We start from the raw sequence: 14,972 nt of genomic DNA, 5'->3' as shown, positions 1-14,972 counted from the left end.
AACCCGGACCTCGCGCTGGCCAACCGGACGTTCCCGGACCAGCAGTCCCTGCAGATCGCCCGCGCGGAAGCGGCGGCCCGGGCGGCCGAGCAGGCGCGGGCGAACCCGGACCTCGCGCTGGCCAACCGGACGTTCCCGGACCAGCAGTCCCTGCAGATCGCGCAGCGCCTGCTGGACAACGCCGGTCAGCAGCTGCAGGCCGCCGTCGACGGCTGCCAGAACGTCCAAGACGCGGCGAAGCAGCTCCAGCAGGAGCACACGGACGCCGCGGCCCGGGTGGCCGAACAGCTGCGGACGGCGAAGGAGGCGGCCCCGGACGAGCCGGACCTCCTCGACAAGCTGGGTGACGCTGTCGGCGGGGCGCTGGCCGACCTGTCGAACACCCTCGCGGACGGCGTCGACGAGGCGTGGAACTTCGTCCAGGACCACGCCGAGGTGCTCTCCAAGGTCTCCGATGTGGTCGGCGACCTGGGGAACGTCCTCGGCGTGGTGGGTGACTTCCTGCCGGATCCGGCCGGGACGGTCGTCGGCGCGGTGGCCGCCGAGCTGGGGTTCGCCGCGTTGACCGGGCACGGGGTAGCCGCACTGGCGGGGGCCGACGTGGCGCCCGAGACCCTGGTATTCGATGCGGCAGGCGTCGCGACCACGCTGATCGGCCTCGCCCCGGGTGTCCCGGACTGGGTGGTCAAGGGGACGGCCTACGGCCTCCTCCGTGAGCAGGAGATCGGCGAAGTCGTCGGGGGCGACAAGTTCGAAAGCCCGCTGGACGACTTCAAGAACTACTGGGTACCGAAGAACGCCGAGCAATGGGCCGCGGCCGGGGTCTCCTGGGCCGGGGTGGCGTTCTGGAACGCGGCCGATGCCGGCGTGCAGGCCGACAGCGCGCCGGAGCGCCGGCGTGCGCGGGCGGAAGACGAGGTGTGGAACTGATGCCTCTGGAAATCGACCTGCCGCCCGGGTTCTCGGGCATGCCGGTGGGCAGCGACGACCGGCTCAACCGCGGGCACGCCTGGATGGTGGCCGAAAACGTGGCCTCCGGCACGAGCGTCGAACAGTTCGGCAGCTACCTGATGGCGCTGGTGCCGACCATGCAGGCCAACGGCATCCGGGTGTTCGGCAAGTTCGCCGTCGGCCCGCGGAAGGGTGACGTGGCCACTTTGACACTCGGCGTGGCGCACTGGCCGGAAACCGCGCCCGGCAGCCGGGACGCCCTCGTCGCGGCGATGGCCGAGGAGTACCGCGGCCGGCACAAGCGCGCGGTGGTGCAGCCGGTCCGGCTCCCGATCGGCCCGGCCGTCGTGGCGATCAGCGGTGGCGAGTTCCACCTGCCCGAGCGGGACGTGCGCACCCAGATCAAGGCGGAGTACCAGATCCCCCTGCCGGACGGCCGGTCCGTGGTGATCCTGTCCGTCGTCGCGGAGTCGGAAGACGCGTGGCCGGCGATCGCCGAAGCGACGGCGAGGGTGGCGTGGAGCCTTCGAGCCGGACCGGTGGACTGATGGATGCCAACGCAGCGGCCTCCACGATCGGGTCCGTCGTCGGCTTCGTGCTGTGCGGCGGGTTGATCACCGCGGGCCTGACTGTGTCGATCATCCGGTTCTCGCGTTCACGACGTCCGCGAGAGGCTCAGCTGAACCGGGTCGCCTCCATGCTGAACGGGTGCCGGGTCGCGTACCTCTCGAAGATCGAGACCTCGCTGTCTCCACAGGAGCTGGCCGCCCTCGCCTGGAGTCGCGGCTACCTCATGGCCGACCACCGGTTCACGAAGTACTACGAATTCGTCTACGCACCGAATCCCGGACCGTGGCGGGGGAGGCCATGAACACCGCACAGCTCATCGAGGAAATGCGCTGGCAGCTCAGGCAGATCGAAGACCGCAAGGCCGAGAATCAGCGCCTCCTCGCCGGCATCGCCGGAAGCGACCACACGACCGTCGTCTCGCCGGATCGGTCTGTCACGGTGCTCGCCGGGCCCGGTGGGGTCGTCAGCGAGGTGCGGCTCGCGCCCGAAGCCATGCGGTTCGACGCCGGCACGCTGAGCCGGACCATCACCGCGGCCATCCGGGAGGCGGTCGCCGCCGGGGGACGGCCGGCCGAGATGCCGCAACCGGCCGGGGTGCCACAACCAGCCGTGCCACCGCGGCCGGCCGAGTGGCCCCGCCAACCGCCGCCGTCGCGCAGGCCGGTCCCCGCGGACGACGACGATCCCTACGACACCGTCTTCGACGTCTAGGCCGGCGGCGGCTGCTCGCTCCGCTTCGCGGCCGCCCGCTTGGCCCGCCACCCCAGCGCCAGCACCGCCTGCACCAGCTCCTGGTAACTCGGCTTGACTTCCTCGAGGTACCGCTCGAGGTAGGCCGCGCGCGCCGTGGGGACCGGGCGTGGGTTGTCGCCCGGGTCGAGCCACGGCAGGCCCTGGATGTTGTGCAGCGCCATCTTCCACCAGCGTGTCGCGCGCTCGGCCGCCCTTGCTTCGCGGTCGGTTGCCACTTCGATCGCGGCCGAGGCCGCCTCGATCTCCGACTCCAAGGCCTCCGCCCGGGCCAGTTCCCACTCGCGCAGGTTCTCCGCCGACCCCCGGGAGAGGGCGATGATTTCCTTGTACCGCATGGCCGCGGTGGCGTCGTCGGTCATTGCGCGTTCTCCGGACGCTGGAACGGGATGATCACTTCGGGTGCGCCGTGCGTCGTGCGGTCGAAGAACAACGCGCGGCCCGGACGTGGTGACCAGTGCACGACCTGGCCCGCCGCGAACGGGGACAGCTCGTTGCCCTGGACGTCGAGCGCGGCCCACGTGCCGATGTCGTCGGTGCCGCCGAAGCCCAGCGTGTCCTTGAGCCGGGCGATGCTGCGCCACCAGCCGATCGTGTGGATGCCGTGGCCCGGCCCCTGTTTGAGCACCACCCGCAGGTGGTCGAGGCCGCTCTTCAACTGGCCGACCGCTTTGGCTTCCAGCGCGGGCAACGCCGCGTCGACGCCGTACAGCAGCAGCACCTTCGCACCGCCGGACATCGAGCCGGTCATCGACTCCAGGACGCCCGTCAGGTCGTCCACCAGCGTCGCAGCGTGGTGGTCGACGTCACGCAGCCGTGAGGCCAGCTCCATCGCCGCGTCGGCGCACGCCTCGATCGGACAGTGCAAGATGAACTCGACTTCGCCCTGTTCGTACTGCCGGGACAGCGACCGCGCCGAGGAGTCCATGATGGACAGTGCCTCGGCGGTCGCCGAGCCGAGCACCGCGACGTTGCGGCCCGGCGCCCGGGGCAGGTCGACGCCGCACGCCGTCTCGGTCACGTCGATCGACTGGCCGAGCAGGGCCCGCGGCTTCGAGTTGGGCTTGAGGTCCAGGTACGCCGGGAACCGTTCCAGGACCGGCTGGTGCGCGCCGTCGAACAGGCGCGGCCGCGGGAAGTGGCCCGCGTACGCCTCCCACAGCCGGTGCTGCAGCCGGACGAACACGTTCTTGCTGCTCGCGTCCGGGATGTGGGCCAGCTGGTTGCCGTGCGCGACGCCGGAGTCGTGGTTGATCACCGCGTGCCACTTCGGCGCCGACACAGCCGCGTTGTTCGTCTCGGCCAGCACGCGCCGCGCCTTCGGCATCGCGATCCGCAGCGTGCACTGCTCGAACACCGCCGGCTTGCCCCAGAACGCCTCGATGCCGGCGACGTCCTGGCTGGCCAGCACCAGGTGGATGCCCTGCGACCGGCCGCGCCGCGCGATGTCCTCCAGCAGCTGCGTCGCCGTCGCGGTCACCTGGTCGCGGCCGGCGAACAGGTACTGGAACTCGTCGATCACCGCGACGATCCGCGGCCAGTGCCCGCCCGGATCGGCTTCGCGCAGGTCGGCCAGGTTCGTGACCTCGTGTTCCTTCGCGGCCGCGGACCGGCGGCGCAGCTCGTCGGCCAGGAACCGCAGCAGCGCCAGGCCGAACTCGCGGTCGGTGTTGACGTTGACGCCGACGAGCCGCGCGTGCGGCAGCCAGCTCGCGTCCTTGCGGCCCGGCGCCAGCCCGGCGAACGAGACGCCTTCCTTGAAGTCCAGCAGGTACAGCGCCAGCTCGGCCGGGGTGTACCGCGCCGCGAGGCTGCCGAGCAGGGCGTACAGGAAGTTCGTCTTGCCCGAACCGGACGGACCGCCGATCAGGGCGTGCGGGCTCGCGTCGCCGATCACGACCTCGACCGGCTCGCCTTCGAAGAACCCGACCGGGGCCCGCAGTTCGCGCGCCGAGTTCTCCTGGCCCAGCTCCGTCGGCAGGAGGTCGTCGAACGACCGCGGGCCGCCCTGCTTGGCGATCAGCGCCTTGGCGATCGTGTCGATGGCGCGGATGACCTGCGCGGAGGGCATCGCGGAATCGAGGTCGACGACCAGGTCGGTGCCGGTCATGCTGCTGATCGCGTGCTTGTCGTCGAGCAGGCTCAGCGTCTCGACGGGGGCACTCACCGCGGTCGGCACGTCGATCATGATCAGGCAGATGCCGGCGGCCAGCGCGCCGCTGGCGACGCGCTTGAGGTCGCGGGCGCGTTCGGGCTCGAGCGTCTCGCCGTTGCCGTAGAGCACGACGATGCGGAACGGCTCGCCCCGCTGCTCGTTGTTCTTCCGCATTTCCCGCAGCGACGTGAATCCGGCGGACATGCAGCTGGCGTGGATGCGGCGGATGTGGCCGGCCAGCTCGTCGAGGAGGTCCTCCAGCCGGCCGGGGTCGTACAGCGAGAGCGCGCTGGTGTGGCTGAGCGGGTAGAGGTCGGGCAGGATCGCGGTCAGCTGCCCGATGTCCCACAGGTGCACGCGCACCGCGCCGGGCTCGAACGTCGAGAGCACGCGCACCAGCAGGTTCTGCACGATGCCGTCGATCACCGGCCGGGTCTTCGGCGCCGACGTGATCGCCAGGTGCGACTCGTCGAGCAGCGGGACGGCGACGTCGAACGTGCGGGTCGCGTCCCCGCCCGCGGCGGTCGCGGAGCCGACACGCCACAGCCCGGGCGAAGTCAGCCCCGGGTTGTGCCCGACCGTGCCGAGCCAGTCGCCCGGCGGCAGCCCGGCCGGGCCGGGTGCGTTCTGCGCGACCAGCTCCCGCAGCGTGGCGGGCCCCTGGCTCCAGTCGGTGTAGAAAGCGCTTCGCACACTCCCGAGCGCGGCGAACACTTCGTGCGCGGCGGGGTGGCGAGACCACTCGTTCTGCTGCTCGGCACTGGCGTGGTTCATGCCGACCTTGACGATGTCCTGCTCCAGCCGGAGCTTGGCGAGGTCGGCTTCCGCGGCTTGGCGCGCCCCGGCCGCCGCGCCCAGCACCAGTCCGATCTGGTGGCGGACCCGGTCGAGCGCGGTTTCGACCCGGTTGCGTTGCTCGGCTGACTTGTTGGCCATCGGCGTCCCCAAGAAAAAGTGTCCCCACGAAAGGATTACAGGCGCGACCGGTATCCGCTCACCAGATCTTCGGCGGCGTGCAGGCGGACGAGGAGCTGGTCCAGCCCCTCGCCGGCCTGTGCGTACTGCAAAGGAAGCCAGGGATCGGCCTTGGCCTGGGCATCCACGAGAGCTTGCCGGGCTTCCCCGAGCAGGCTTGTGGCCCGTTCGGAGTGGGCGCGCGCGTCGGCGAGCCCGGTCACGGCAGCGGTGAGCAGCTGGTGGAGTTCGGCGAGCGTCATCCGGCTAGAGACGCGCCGAGTAGGAGTCGGCGGAGGAAATGCTTGCCTGGACGGTGCTCTGCAAGCCGTTGATGCCTTGCAGGGCTTCCGCCAGGAGTCCGTGCGCCTGGCTCACTTCGTGCTGGCTGCTCCCCTGCGTCGCCTGTGCGAGCGACTGCTGGGCTTCTTCGAGAGACTGCGCTGCCTGCTGCAGGGCGGCGATGCTCGCGGACGCCTTCTCGTTGGCGAGCGCGATGCCAGCGCGGATCTCTTCGACTCCGGCCATCGGGCCTCTACTCCTCGAATTCTGGTGGTCGTACGGGGACGGATTCCATTGAAACAGATCCAGCGACTCAGCGTGATCATCAGACTTTGCCGAGTGATCGCGGGCCCGGAATCAGCAAGGCCCCGGACGTGTAACGTCCGGGGCCGGGCCGATCACGGTCTGTGCGGGGGTTGTCCCGCCACCAGTACCGCACACTGAAGTCGCTGGCCAGCGCTACCCCAGGTCAGAGCGGTTTTCGTGCCACTGCTGGCCTTTCTCGACAGGGGCGGGCGAGGTGCTGGTGAGACTAGCGCGACCGGAGTAACGGCCTGCGGTCAGCCCTGTTCGTAACTCCGCGTACAGGCGGAGAAATCCGCAGCACCGAAGGCATTTCACGTTCCGGTGGGCCGAAAGTGCCGCACAACTGTGCCCGAGGCATACCGAGGGTGGGTCGCGCAAGCCGTGGGAGGTAAGGGAGCCGAGACGACGAAACGCCGGGTGGCCCGTGAAAGGCCGACCCGGCGTTCGCCTGATCAAACGGCGGAGGATACAGGATTCGAACCTGCGAGGGCGTGAACCCAACACGCTTTCCAAGCGTGCGCCTTAGGCCGCTCGGCCAATCCTCCGCAGGAGACGATACCGGATGGTCTCCGCCGCCCGTGAAGGTGGGTCAGGCCGTGACGTCGGCGACCACGCAGGTGATGTTGTCCGGGCCGCCGGCTTCGTTGGCCAGGCGGATCAGCTCCGGGATCACCTCGGCCGGCTCGGTGCCCGCGTCCAGGACGTCGCGCAACTTCGCTTCGGGGACCGGGCCGCTCAGGCCGTCCGAACAGAGCAGGTAGCGGTCGCCCGGCTTGGCCTTGAACGTCCAGATGTCCGGGTCGCCCGAGCCCGCCGTCTGAAGCGCTTTCATCAGCAGTGAACGACGGGGGTGCGACTCCGCGTCCTCCGCGGCGACGCGGCCGTCCTCGACCAGGGCCTGGACCAACGTGTGGTCGCGGGTCAGCCGGCGCAGGCCGCCTTCGCGCAGGAGGTAGCCGCGGGAGTCGCCGATGTGGGCCGCCGCGAACTCGACGCCGTCGAACAGCAGGGTCGTCAGCGTGGTGCCCATGCCTTCGGTCGTCGGCTCCTGCGACGCCACTTCGTGCAGCCGCTCGGCGATCGACTTGACCACGCCGGCCAGCGTCGCCACCAGGTCCACGTTCGTCAGATCGAGCCGTCGCAGGTCGACCTCGAGTTCGCGCAGCACGTCCACCGCCGTCGCGCTGGCGACCTCGCCGTGCGGCTGGCCGCCGATGCCGTCGGCGACGGCGAGCAGCCGGGAACTCGCGTACACCGCGTCCTCGTTGATCCGGCGACGCTTCCCGACGTCCGACCCGGCGGCGTACCGCAGGACGTACCGATCGTGTGTCATGTCCCCCATGAAAGCATTGGTTGACTGAGTTCACAAGCGCCACGGCTGAATGGAGCATCCTCCGATAGAGTCCTCGCCATGGACGACGATGCCACGGTCAGCGCGGCCGACATCGCACGGCTCGCCGGGGTGGGGCGGGCCGCGGTCAGCAACTGGCGCCGCCGCTACCCGGACTTCCCGCCGCCGGTCGGTGGCACGGCGTCGAGCCCGCTGTTCGGCCTCTCCGCCGTCGCCGGCTGGTTCCGCGCCCGCGGCAAGAAGTTCGAGCTGAGCGCCGGCGAACGCGCGTGGCAGCGCCTGCGCGCCCTCGGCGACGACCTCGACCTCGCCGAGCGCGTCAGCCGCGCGGGCGGCTTCTTCGCCTTCCAGGCCGGCCTCTTCGACACCTTCGACAGCCGGCTCGACGACCCGGAACTGCTCACCCTGCTCAGCGAGCTGACGCACCAGGCGGGGCCGATCGAGGCGTTCGAACTGGTGTGCCGCCGGTACTTCGAGGCGCATTCGCGCCGGTTGTCGGCGACGCCGGAACCGGTCGCCGAGCTGATGGCCCGCCTCGCCGGCCCGGCGTCGACGATCCTCGACCCCGCGTGCGGCTTCGGCGCGCTCGCGCTGGCCAGCGGCGCGAAAACCGTGCTGGCCCAGGACAGCGACCCGATGACGGCGTCGATCGCGGCGCTGCGGCTGCGGTTGCGCGGCATCGAGGCCGAGGTCCACGCGGTCGACGCGCTGCGCGAAGACGCCTTCGCCGGCCGCACGGCCGAAGCGGTGCTGTGCGACCCGCCGTTCAACGAACGGGCCTGGGGGCACGACGAACTGATCGGCGACGCGCGCTGGGAGTACGGCCTGCCCCCGCGCGGCGAACCCGAGCTCGCCTGGGTGCAGCACTGCCTCGCGCACGTCGAACCCGGCGGCACGGTGGCGATCCTGATGCCGGGCGCGGCGGCCGGGCGACGCAGCGGCAAGCGCATCCGCGGCAACCTGCTGCGCGCGGGCGCCGTCCGCGCGGTCGTCACGCTGGCGCCGGCGGGCCCCGATCTCTGGCTGCTGCGGCGGCCGGCGCCCGGTGAGCGCGCGCCGTCCACCGTGCTGCTCGGCGAAGCGGGCGAGGAACTGTCCACAGTGGAAGAAATGTGGCAGGAGTTCGGCGCGCACCCGGAATCCGGCGTCCGGATCATCGACCTGCTCGACGACGACGTCGACCTGACGCCGGCCCGCCGCCGCACCAGGGACGAGGACCCGGGCACGGCTTTCCAAGCCGTGCGAGCCAGGTTCGCCGAGCTGACCCCGCAGCTGCCGCCGCTCGTCGCGATGGATGCCGAGCCGGTGTTCACGACCATCGGCGAGCTGGTCAAGGCCGGCGTCGTCGACGTCCGGTACGCGCCGGTGCGCGCGGACGCCGAACACCCGCTGGCCGAAGCGGGCGACGTCGTCGCGTCGGTGACCGGCATCGCGTACGTCCACAGTGGACCGCCGCGGCCGGTGGGCGCCGGGCTCACCGTGTACCGCGTCGACGCGGAGCGGCTGGACGCGAACTTCCTGGCCGGTTGCCTGCGCGCGGCCGACCTGCCCGCCGCGTCGGCGTCCACCCGGATCGACGGCAGGCGCGTGCGGATCCCGCGGCTGCCGATCGCCGTCCAGCGGGAGTACGGCGGGGTGTTCCGGCAGCTCGCCGAGTTCGACACCGTCCTGCGCGAGGCGGCGGAAACGGGCCGTGAGCTGGTCCGGCTAGGCTTCGCAGGACTTGTCGAAGGACGGCTCGCGCCGGGCCACTAGGGGAACGGATGCTGATCGCCGACCGCTACGAGCTCGACGAGCTGCCACTCGGCCGCGGCGGGATGGGCGCGGTGCACGGCGGGTTCGACCGCAGGCTGGGCCGCCGCGTGGCGATCAAGCTGCTCAGGCTGCCGGGCCGCGACGAAGAGCTGGAAGCCCGCTTCGCGCGCGAGGCCCGGATCCTGGCGACGCTCGACCACCCCGGCGTCCCGACGCTGTACGACTACGGCACCCACGACGACCGGTTGTTCCAGGTCATGCAGTTCGTCGACGGCGTGACCGTGGCCGATCTGCTGGCCGAGCACGGGCCGCTGCCGGTGCCGTGGGCCGCGGCGATCGCGGCGCAGGCGTGCGCGGTGCTGACCGCGGCGCACGCGCTCGCCGTCTGCCACCGCGACCTCAAGCCGTCCAACCTGATGCTCGGGCCCGACGGCGGCGTGAAGGTGATGGACTTCGGGCTGGCCGTGCTCCGCGAAGCCGACGCGGCGCAGTTCACGCGGGCCGGGCAGCTGCTGGGGACGCCGTCGTACATGGCGCCCGAGCAGATCCAGCGCGGTGGCGCCGAACCGCGCAGCGACCTCTACGCGCTGGGCTGCGTGCTGCACGAGATGCTCACCGGGCGGCGGCTCTTCGACGGGCCGACCGCGTACGCGGTGTTCGAGCGGCAGGTCAAGGAGCTGCCGCCGCCGGTGCCGGGCGTCCCGAAACCGGTGAACGTGCTGCTCGCCGAGGTCCTGGCGAAGGATCCGGAAGCCCGCCCGGCCGGCGCCGCCGTGCTGTACGAGCGGCTCGGCGCGTTCGTCGGCGGGCTGCCACCGCTGCCGGGGTTCCTGGTGCCGCCGTCGGTGCCCAGCCCGGGCCGGATGTACGCCCGGATGCTGGGCCGCGTCAACGGCTGACCGCCGGCCGCTGCCCGGCGAGCGGCAGCCCGAGGCGCTGGATGCGCCGGAAGGTCGTCGCGTTCTGCACCGCGATGCTCACACCGAGGCTGAGCGCGATCGACGCCGAGGTCAGCGGGCCGGTGACACCGAGCGCGGTACCCAGCGCGACCACGCCGATCCGGACCGCGACCGTCAGCACCCACAGCCCGATCGTGACGGCCGACCCCTTCTGGAACGTCGTGCCGTCTCGCTCGGTGAGCGTGGTCGTGGTGCTGCGCAGCACGCCGAGCCCGGCGAGCAGCAGCAGGTCGGCGGCGAGCAGGCCCAGCTCGGCCGCGGACGCGCCGGGCAGCGCTTTCAGCGTCAGGTACCCGCCCACCGCCGTGAGCAGCAGCGGCATCGTGACCAGCGTCCGGCGGTTGAGCAGCGTGCCGCGGACCTGCTGGTAGACGACCTTGTACAGGACGAGGGCGGCGATGGCCGCGTAGAGCAGGACGCTGGACATTTCGGAGCTCCCCTGGATTCGAAGGTCTCCCCAGCTTCGGCGCCGGGTGGCGCGGATTCGTCGGCCCGCGGATCGGTTCCGGGTGGATTCCGGCCTCCACCCCCGGGTTGACCGCGGCTGCCCAAATCGTGACCTTCGCCGACGAACCTCGAACGGGTGACCGCCGTCTTTACCGGTGTCCAAACGCGATGATCGAAACAGCTGGGGGTACCGGATCGTGAAGAGGCTTCTGGCGGGAGCGGCCGCGCTGGCCACCGCGTTCGTGCTGGCCGCGTGCTCCGGCGGGGGCTCGGCCGGCGGCTCGAACGCGGGCGGCGGGGCCGTCGCCGCGGCGGGCACCGGTGGCGGGACACCGACGACGACGTCCAGCACCACCGCCGCGCCGACCACCACCGAGACGACGCCGACGTCGACGCCCACCCCGTCGTCCACGAAGCCGACGCCGACCAGCACCTCGGCCAAGCCGAAGCCCAAGCCGACCCCGAAGCCGACGCCGAAGCCCGCGCCGGACCCCGGCGTCCCGTGCGCGGCCGCGGCCGCGGCCGCGGGCACCGCCGCCTGCGTCGACATCTCCGCGCACAAGGCGTGGATCCTGCAGGGCGGCAAGGTCGTCTACGGACCGGTGCCGATGCTGCCGGGCCGCAAGGGCTACGAGACCCCGACCGGCACGTTCCGCGTGCTGTCGAAGGAGAAGATGCACCTGTCGAAGGAATTCGACAACGCGGAGATGCCGAACTCGGTCTTCTTCTACCCGGGCGACGCCTTCCACACGGGCAGCCTCTCGGTGTACTCGCACGGCTGCATCCACCTGTCGCCGGCCGCGTCCCTGAAGTTCTTCAACACGCTGCACATCGGCGACGTCGTGCAGGTCGTCCCGTAATCCACTACGTTCCGTCACGTGGCGTAGGTCACGTTCTGGTGAAGTAATCCGGATTGCTGCAACCGGCCCCCTTGATCTTGCGACAAAAAGATCAAGGGAAGGGGGCCGGATGGCCATGCGCACACTTCGCCTGCTGCTGACGGCGGTCCTGGTGGGAGCGTCGCTCTCCGTCGTGTCACCGGGGGTGGCGACGGCGGCGACGCTCCCACCGGGGTTCGTCCTCCGGGACACCGGCACCGGCCTGGGGCCGTACGAGCTGACGGACTTCGCGTACCTGCCGGACACGTCCGTCCTGGCCATCGGCAAGAGCGGCGACGTCCGCTGGCTGCCGGGCACCGGCGCCGGCCGGACGATCGCGACGCTGCCCGTCCGAGCCGATGACGACCTCGGTCTCGTCGGGCTGGCCGTCTCGCCCGGCTACGCGACGTCGCGGGCCATCTACCTCACGCGGTCGATCGACACCGCCGGCGGCTTCGCCATGCGGCTGTCGCGCTTCACGGTGACCGTGGACGCGGCGGGCGCGCCGGCCGGCCTGACCGGCGAGCAGCCGCTGTTCGAGGTGCCGGGCAACTACACCGTCCACGGCATCGACTCCGTCATCGCGGACGCGGACGGGACGCTGTGGCTGTCCGTCGGCGACAGCAGTGACTACCGGATGATGGACCCGGGCGCGCTGCGCGCCCTCGACGTCAACCAGCCGTACGGCAAGATCTTCCACCTGACCGCCTCGGGCCAGGGTGTCCCCGGCAACCCGTACTACGACCCCGCCGACCCGGGCTCGACCGCGAGCAAGGTGTTCGCGCGCGGCTTCCGCAACCCGTTCCGCTTCAGCATCGACCCGAACCTCGGCCTGCCGGTGGCCGGCGACGTCGGCTGGAGCAACTGGGAAGAGGTCGACGTCGTCCAGCGCGGCGCCAACCAGGGCTGGCCGTGCTGGGAGGGCAGCCACCCGACGCCGGGCTACAGCGGCCTCGCGGGCTGCGCCGGCGTGCCGAACCAGCCGCCCATCCACGAGTACACGCACGGCACCGGGCCGATGAACGGCAACAGCGTCACCGGCGGCATCGTCTACAGTGGAGCCGGCTACCCGGCGGCCTACCGCGGGTCGTACTTCTTCGGCGACTACGTGTCGAACAAGATCTGGACGCTGCGGTACGACGGCCAGGGCAAGCTCAGCCAGGCCCCGGAGAACCCGCCGGTCTTCACCGGTATCGGCGGTCCGGTGAAGTTCGCGGCGGCACCGAACGGCGACATCGTCTACGCCGACATCCTGTCCGGGAACCTGCGCCGCCTCAGCTATTCGGCCGGCAACACCGCGCCCGTGGCCAAGGCGACGACGTCGACGAACCCGGACACCCGCACGGTGTCGTTCGACGGCTCGGCGTCGGTCGACTACGACAACGACACGCTCGCGTACGACTGGGACTTCGGGGACGGGACCACCGCGGCCGACGCCGGCCCGAAGGTCTCGCACACCTACGCGGCGGGCACCGCGTCGTTCACCGCGAAGCTGCGCGTCCGGGACCCGCTGGGGCTCAGCGGCGAGGCCGCCATCGTCGTCGCGCCCGGCAACCGCACTCCGATGCTCACCCTGACCTCGCCCGGGACCACGACGTTCGCGGTGAACCAGCCGGTTTCCGTGAGCGCCACCGCGACCGACGCCGAGGACGGTGCGCTGCCGATCACCTGGACCACCGCGGTGCGGCACTGCCCGAGCGAAGCGACGTGCCACTCGCACCCGGGCACCGGCGGGACCGGGTCGAGCTTCTCGCAGCCGTTCACCGCGCACCCGGACTCCCGAATGGAATTCACCGCGACGGTGACCGACAGCGCGGGGGTCACCGCGGCCAAGACGTACACGGCGATGCCGCGGCAGCACCGGATCACCTTGCGCGGCACCCAGCCCGCGGAGCTGAGCATCCCGGTGGCGGGCGGGGTCAGCACGGCGATGGTCACCGAAGGCGCTTCCTTCGACGTCGAGGCCGCCCCGCTGGCCATCGACGGCGCCTCGAAGTTCACCGGCTGGCAGGGAGGTCCGGCGGACACCACGTGGATCGTCACCGTGGGCTCGGCCGACCTGACGCTGACGGCGAACTACGCGACCCCGATCGACCAGCGCTATGCCGCCGACGCGGCGTTGCGGGTGAAACTCGGCGCGCCGACATCGGCCGAGATCACCGACGGCCCGGTCCACTACCGCGTGTACGCGAGCGGCCGGCTGTACTGGAGCGCCGGGACCGGCACCCGGTACGTCACCGGCCCAGTGCTGGACAAGTACCTCGCCTTGGGCGGGCACGCCCTGCTCGGGCCGCCGACGTCCGACACGGCCACCACTCCGGACGGCGTGGCCCAGTACAACCACTTCGTCGCCAACGGCACCGTGGGTTCGATCTACGCCACGGCCGCGACGGGCGCGCACCTCGTCACCGGCGAGATCCGGAAGCGGTGGGCGGCCCTGGACTACGAGCGTGGCGTGGGTTATCCGACGACCGACGAGCTGGCGACGCCGGACGGTGTCGCGCGGTACAACCACTTCCTCAAGGGCGGCGACGTCGGGTCGATCTACTACACGGTGGCGACGGGTGGGCACGCGATCGCCGGTGAGATCCGGAAGAAGTGGGCCGCGCTCGACTACGAGCGTGGGCTCGGCTACCCGACGACGGACGAATTGGGGACGCCGGACGGTGTCGCGCGCTACAACCACTTCGCCAAGGGCGGCACGGTCGGGTCGATCTACTACACGGCGGCGACGGGTGCGCGCGCGATCAACGGCGAGATCCGGAAGAAGTGGGCGGCCCTGGACTACGAGCGTGGGCTCGGTTACCCGGCGACCGACGAGCTCGCCACGCCGGACGGCCGCGGCCGCTACAACCACTTCACCAAGGGCGGCTCGATCTACTACACGACGGCCACCGGCGCCCACGTGGTGAAGGGCGAGATCCGGAAGCGCTGGGCGGCGCTCGGGTGGGAGTACTCCTACCTGCGTTACCCGAAGTCGGACGAGTACCTGACGGCCGGGGGATACCGCAGCGACTTCGAAGGCGGCTACATCACCTACACCTCCGCCGGCGCCCGGGAGTACCGCTGGTGATCCGCCACGAAGATTTTTCCCGCCCGCTCAACCTCCGGCCACCACCGCACGTCTTGGGTGGCAGAAAGCAGGGGAACACGAACTTCTGGGGGATCACATGCGCGTGCGGCGCGTTCTGGCTGCTCTGTCCACTTTGGCCATCGGGGTGGTGCTGACCGCCTGTTCGGCGGGCGGAACGGCGGACGTCCGGCTGGCGGCGGACACGCCGTCGTCCACTCCTTCGGGCACGTCCGCGCCCGCGGCAGCCCCGGCGTCGGAACCGGCGACGGCTCCGGCGACGGCTCCGGCGTCGAAACCGGCCAAGGCGAAGCCGGTGATGGCGGCCGGGGTTCCGTGCACGATCACGGCGAAGGCGTGTGTGTCCCTTTCGGGCAAGCAGGCTTGGCTGCTCGACGAAGGAAAGATCGTGTACGGCCCGGTGAAGATGCTGCCCGGCAAGAAGGACGCCCCGACCCCGGTGGGCAAGTGGCGGGTGGAGTACAAGGAAAAGCTGCACCTCAGCACCGAGTTCGACGGTGCGCCGATGCCGAACTCGGTGTTC

The 14,972-nt window shown here is 71.2% G+C and carries 15 protein-coding genes and 1 tRNA gene; 9 read left to right on the top strand and 7 right to left on the bottom strand.

The genetic code is table 11. The annotated features are described in order from the left end of the window. The 4 genes from CCN39_RS34635 to CCN39_RS34620 form a co-directional block, all read left to right on the top strand. Positions 1–930: hypothetical protein (locus CCN39_RS34635; RefSeq protein ID WP_086849225.1), on the top strand; the 930-nt coding region annotated here is incomplete at its 5' end. Then, on the top strand, positions 930–1,499 hold the full coding sequence (locus CCN39_RS34630; protein WP_244211129.1) for a hypothetical protein: 570 nt from the start codon (positions 930–932) through the stop codon (positions 1,497–1,499). The genes CCN39_RS34635 and CCN39_RS34630, both read left to right, overlap by 1 nt. Next, positions 1,499–1,822, top strand: a complete 324-nt coding sequence (locus tag CCN39_RS34625) for a hypothetical protein (RefSeq protein WP_086849221.1) — start codon at positions 1,499–1,501, stop codon at positions 1,820–1,822. Before CCN39_RS34630 ends, CCN39_RS34625 begins: the two co-directional genes overlap by 1 nt. Beyond that, entirely contained in the window at positions 1,819–2,232 is a 414-nt protein-coding gene (locus CCN39_RS34620; protein ID WP_086849227.1) for a YbaB/EbfC family nucleoid-associated protein, read from the top strand. Before CCN39_RS34625 ends, CCN39_RS34620 begins: the two co-directional genes overlap by 4 nt. Here the strand turns inward: CCN39_RS34620 and CCN39_RS34615 are convergent. The 6 genes from CCN39_RS34615 to CCN39_RS34590 all read right to left on the bottom strand — a co-directional run bounded on the left by CCN39_RS34615 (position 2,229) and on the right by CCN39_RS34590 (position 7,301). Further along, entirely contained in the window at positions 2,229–2,633 is a 405-nt protein-coding gene (locus CCN39_RS34615; RefSeq protein WP_086849219.1) for a hypothetical protein, read from the bottom strand. The genes CCN39_RS34620 and CCN39_RS34615 overlap by 4 nt on opposite strands. Beyond that, positions 2,630–5,362 carry an FtsK/SpoIIIE domain-containing protein gene (locus CCN39_RS34610; protein WP_086849217.1) on the bottom strand — a complete coding sequence of 911 codons (2,733 nt, stop codon included), beginning with the start codon at positions 5,360–5,362 and terminating at the stop codon, positions 2,630–2,632. The genes CCN39_RS34615 and CCN39_RS34610 overlap by 4 nt, the downstream gene beginning before the upstream one ends. A gap of 35 nt (positions 5,363–5,397) precedes the next feature. Further along, the gene (locus CCN39_RS34605) at positions 5,398–5,643 is read right to left on the bottom strand and encodes a hypothetical protein (protein ID WP_086849216.1); all 246 of its coding nucleotides are present in this window, start codon (positions 5,641–5,643) and stop codon (positions 5,398–5,400) included. A gap of 4 nt (positions 5,644–5,647) precedes the next feature. Continuing rightward, positions 5,648–5,908 carry a hypothetical protein gene (locus tag CCN39_RS34600; protein ID WP_003056176.1) on the bottom strand — a complete coding sequence of 87 codons (261 nt, stop codon included), beginning with the start codon at positions 5,906–5,908 and terminating at the stop codon, positions 5,648–5,650. A 520-nt stretch (positions 5,909–6,428) separates the two neighbouring features. Then, positions 6,429–6,513 (bottom strand) — tRNA-Ser (locus CCN39_RS34595). Positions 6,514–6,557: 44 nt separating this feature from the next. Next, a complete protein-coding gene (locus tag CCN39_RS34590; RefSeq protein ID WP_208630508.1) occupies positions 6,558–7,301 on the bottom strand; it encodes a PP2C family protein-serine/threonine phosphatase in 744 nt (247 codons plus the stop codon). Between the two features lie 78 nt (positions 7,302–7,379). Between CCN39_RS34590 and CCN39_RS34585 the strand changes: the two genes are divergently transcribed. Further along, positions 7,380–9,074, top strand: coding sequence for an HsdM family class I SAM-dependent methyltransferase (locus CCN39_RS34585; protein ID WP_086849213.1), 1,695 nt, complete (start codon positions 7,380–7,382; stop codon positions 9,072–9,074). Positions 9,075–9,082: 8 nt separating this feature from the next. Next, on the top strand, positions 9,083–9,973 hold the full coding sequence (locus CCN39_RS34580; RefSeq protein WP_086849211.1) for a serine/threonine-protein kinase: 891 nt from the start codon (positions 9,083–9,085) through the stop codon (positions 9,971–9,973). Here the strand turns inward: CCN39_RS34580 and CCN39_RS34575 are convergent. Beyond that, positions 9,963–10,460, bottom strand: coding sequence for a hypothetical protein (locus CCN39_RS34575; RefSeq protein ID WP_086849209.1), 498 nt, complete (start codon positions 10,458–10,460; stop codon positions 9,963–9,965). The genes CCN39_RS34580 and CCN39_RS34575 overlap by 11 nt on opposite strands. 217 nt (positions 10,461–10,677) lie before the next feature. On the opposite strand from CCN39_RS34575, the gene CCN39_RS34570 reads away from it, so the two are divergent. From CCN39_RS34570 to CCN39_RS50345, 3 genes are all read left to right on the top strand, one after another. Next, positions 10,678–11,340, top strand: coding sequence for a L,D-transpeptidase (locus CCN39_RS34570; RefSeq protein ID WP_086849207.1), 663 nt, complete (start codon positions 10,678–10,680; stop codon positions 11,338–11,340). 109 nt (positions 11,341–11,449) lie between these two features. Further along, positions 11,450–14,431 carry a PQQ-dependent sugar dehydrogenase gene (locus CCN39_RS34565; RefSeq protein ID WP_086849206.1) on the top strand — a complete coding sequence of 994 codons (2,982 nt, stop codon included), beginning with the start codon at positions 11,450–11,452 and terminating at the stop codon, positions 14,429–14,431. 103 nt (positions 14,432–14,534) lie between these two features. Continuing rightward, positions 14,535–14,972, top strand: a 438-nt coding sequence (locus CCN39_RS50345; protein ID WP_158104573.1) for a L,D-transpeptidase, incomplete at its 3' end; no start/stop codon positions are given.

The organism is Amycolatopsis kentuckyensis, from assembly GCF_002155975.1.
GTDB classification, from domain to species: domain Bacteria; phylum Actinomycetota; class Actinomycetes; order Mycobacteriales; family Pseudonocardiaceae; genus Amycolatopsis; species Amycolatopsis kentuckyensis.
This window is presented reverse-complemented; position numbering and strand designations above follow the sequence as displayed.

Bases quoted from the DNA above. Each gene is read 5' to 3' on its own strand.
- CCN39_RS34630 (WP_244211129.1), top strand. From the start codon at position 930: ATGCCTCTGGAAATCGACCTGCCGCCCGGGTTCTCGGGCATGCCGGTG.
- CCN39_RS34625 (WP_086849221.1), top strand. From the start codon at position 1,499: ATGGATGCCAACGCAGCGGCCTCCACGATCGGGTCCGTCGTCGGCTTC.
- CCN39_RS34620 (WP_086849227.1), top strand. From the start codon at position 1,819: ATGAACACCGCACAGCTCATCGAGGAAATGCGCTGGCAGCTCAGGCAG.
- CCN39_RS34615 (WP_086849219.1), bottom strand. From the start codon at position 2,633: ATGACCGACGACGCCACCGCGGCCATGCGGTACAAGGAAATCATCGCC.
- CCN39_RS34610 (WP_086849217.1), bottom strand. From the start codon at position 5,362: ATGGCCAACAAGTCAGCCGAGCAACGCAACCGGGTCGAAACCGCGCTC.
- CCN39_RS34605 (WP_086849216.1), bottom strand. From the start codon at position 5,643: ATGACGCTCGCCGAACTCCACCAGCTGCTCACCGCTGCCGTGACCGGG.
- CCN39_RS34600 (WP_003056176.1), bottom strand. From the start codon at position 5,908: ATGGCCGGAGTCGAAGAGATCCGCGCTGGCATCGCGCTCGCCAACGAG.
- CCN39_RS34590 (WP_208630508.1), bottom strand. From the start codon at position 7,301: ATGACACACGATCGGTACGTCCTGCGGTACGCCGCCGGGTCGGACGTC.
- CCN39_RS34585 (WP_086849213.1), top strand. From the start codon at position 7,380: ATGGACGACGATGCCACGGTCAGCGCGGCCGACATCGCACGGCTCGCC.
- CCN39_RS34580 (WP_086849211.1), top strand. From the start codon at position 9,083: ATGCTGATCGCCGACCGCTACGAGCTCGACGAGCTGCCACTCGGCCGC.
- CCN39_RS34575 (WP_086849209.1), bottom strand. From the start codon at position 10,460: ATGTCCAGCGTCCTGCTCTACGCGGCCATCGCCGCCCTCGTCCTGTAC.
- CCN39_RS34565 (WP_086849206.1), top strand. From the start codon at position 11,450: ATGGCCATGCGCACACTTCGCCTGCTGCTGACGGCGGTCCTGGTGGGA.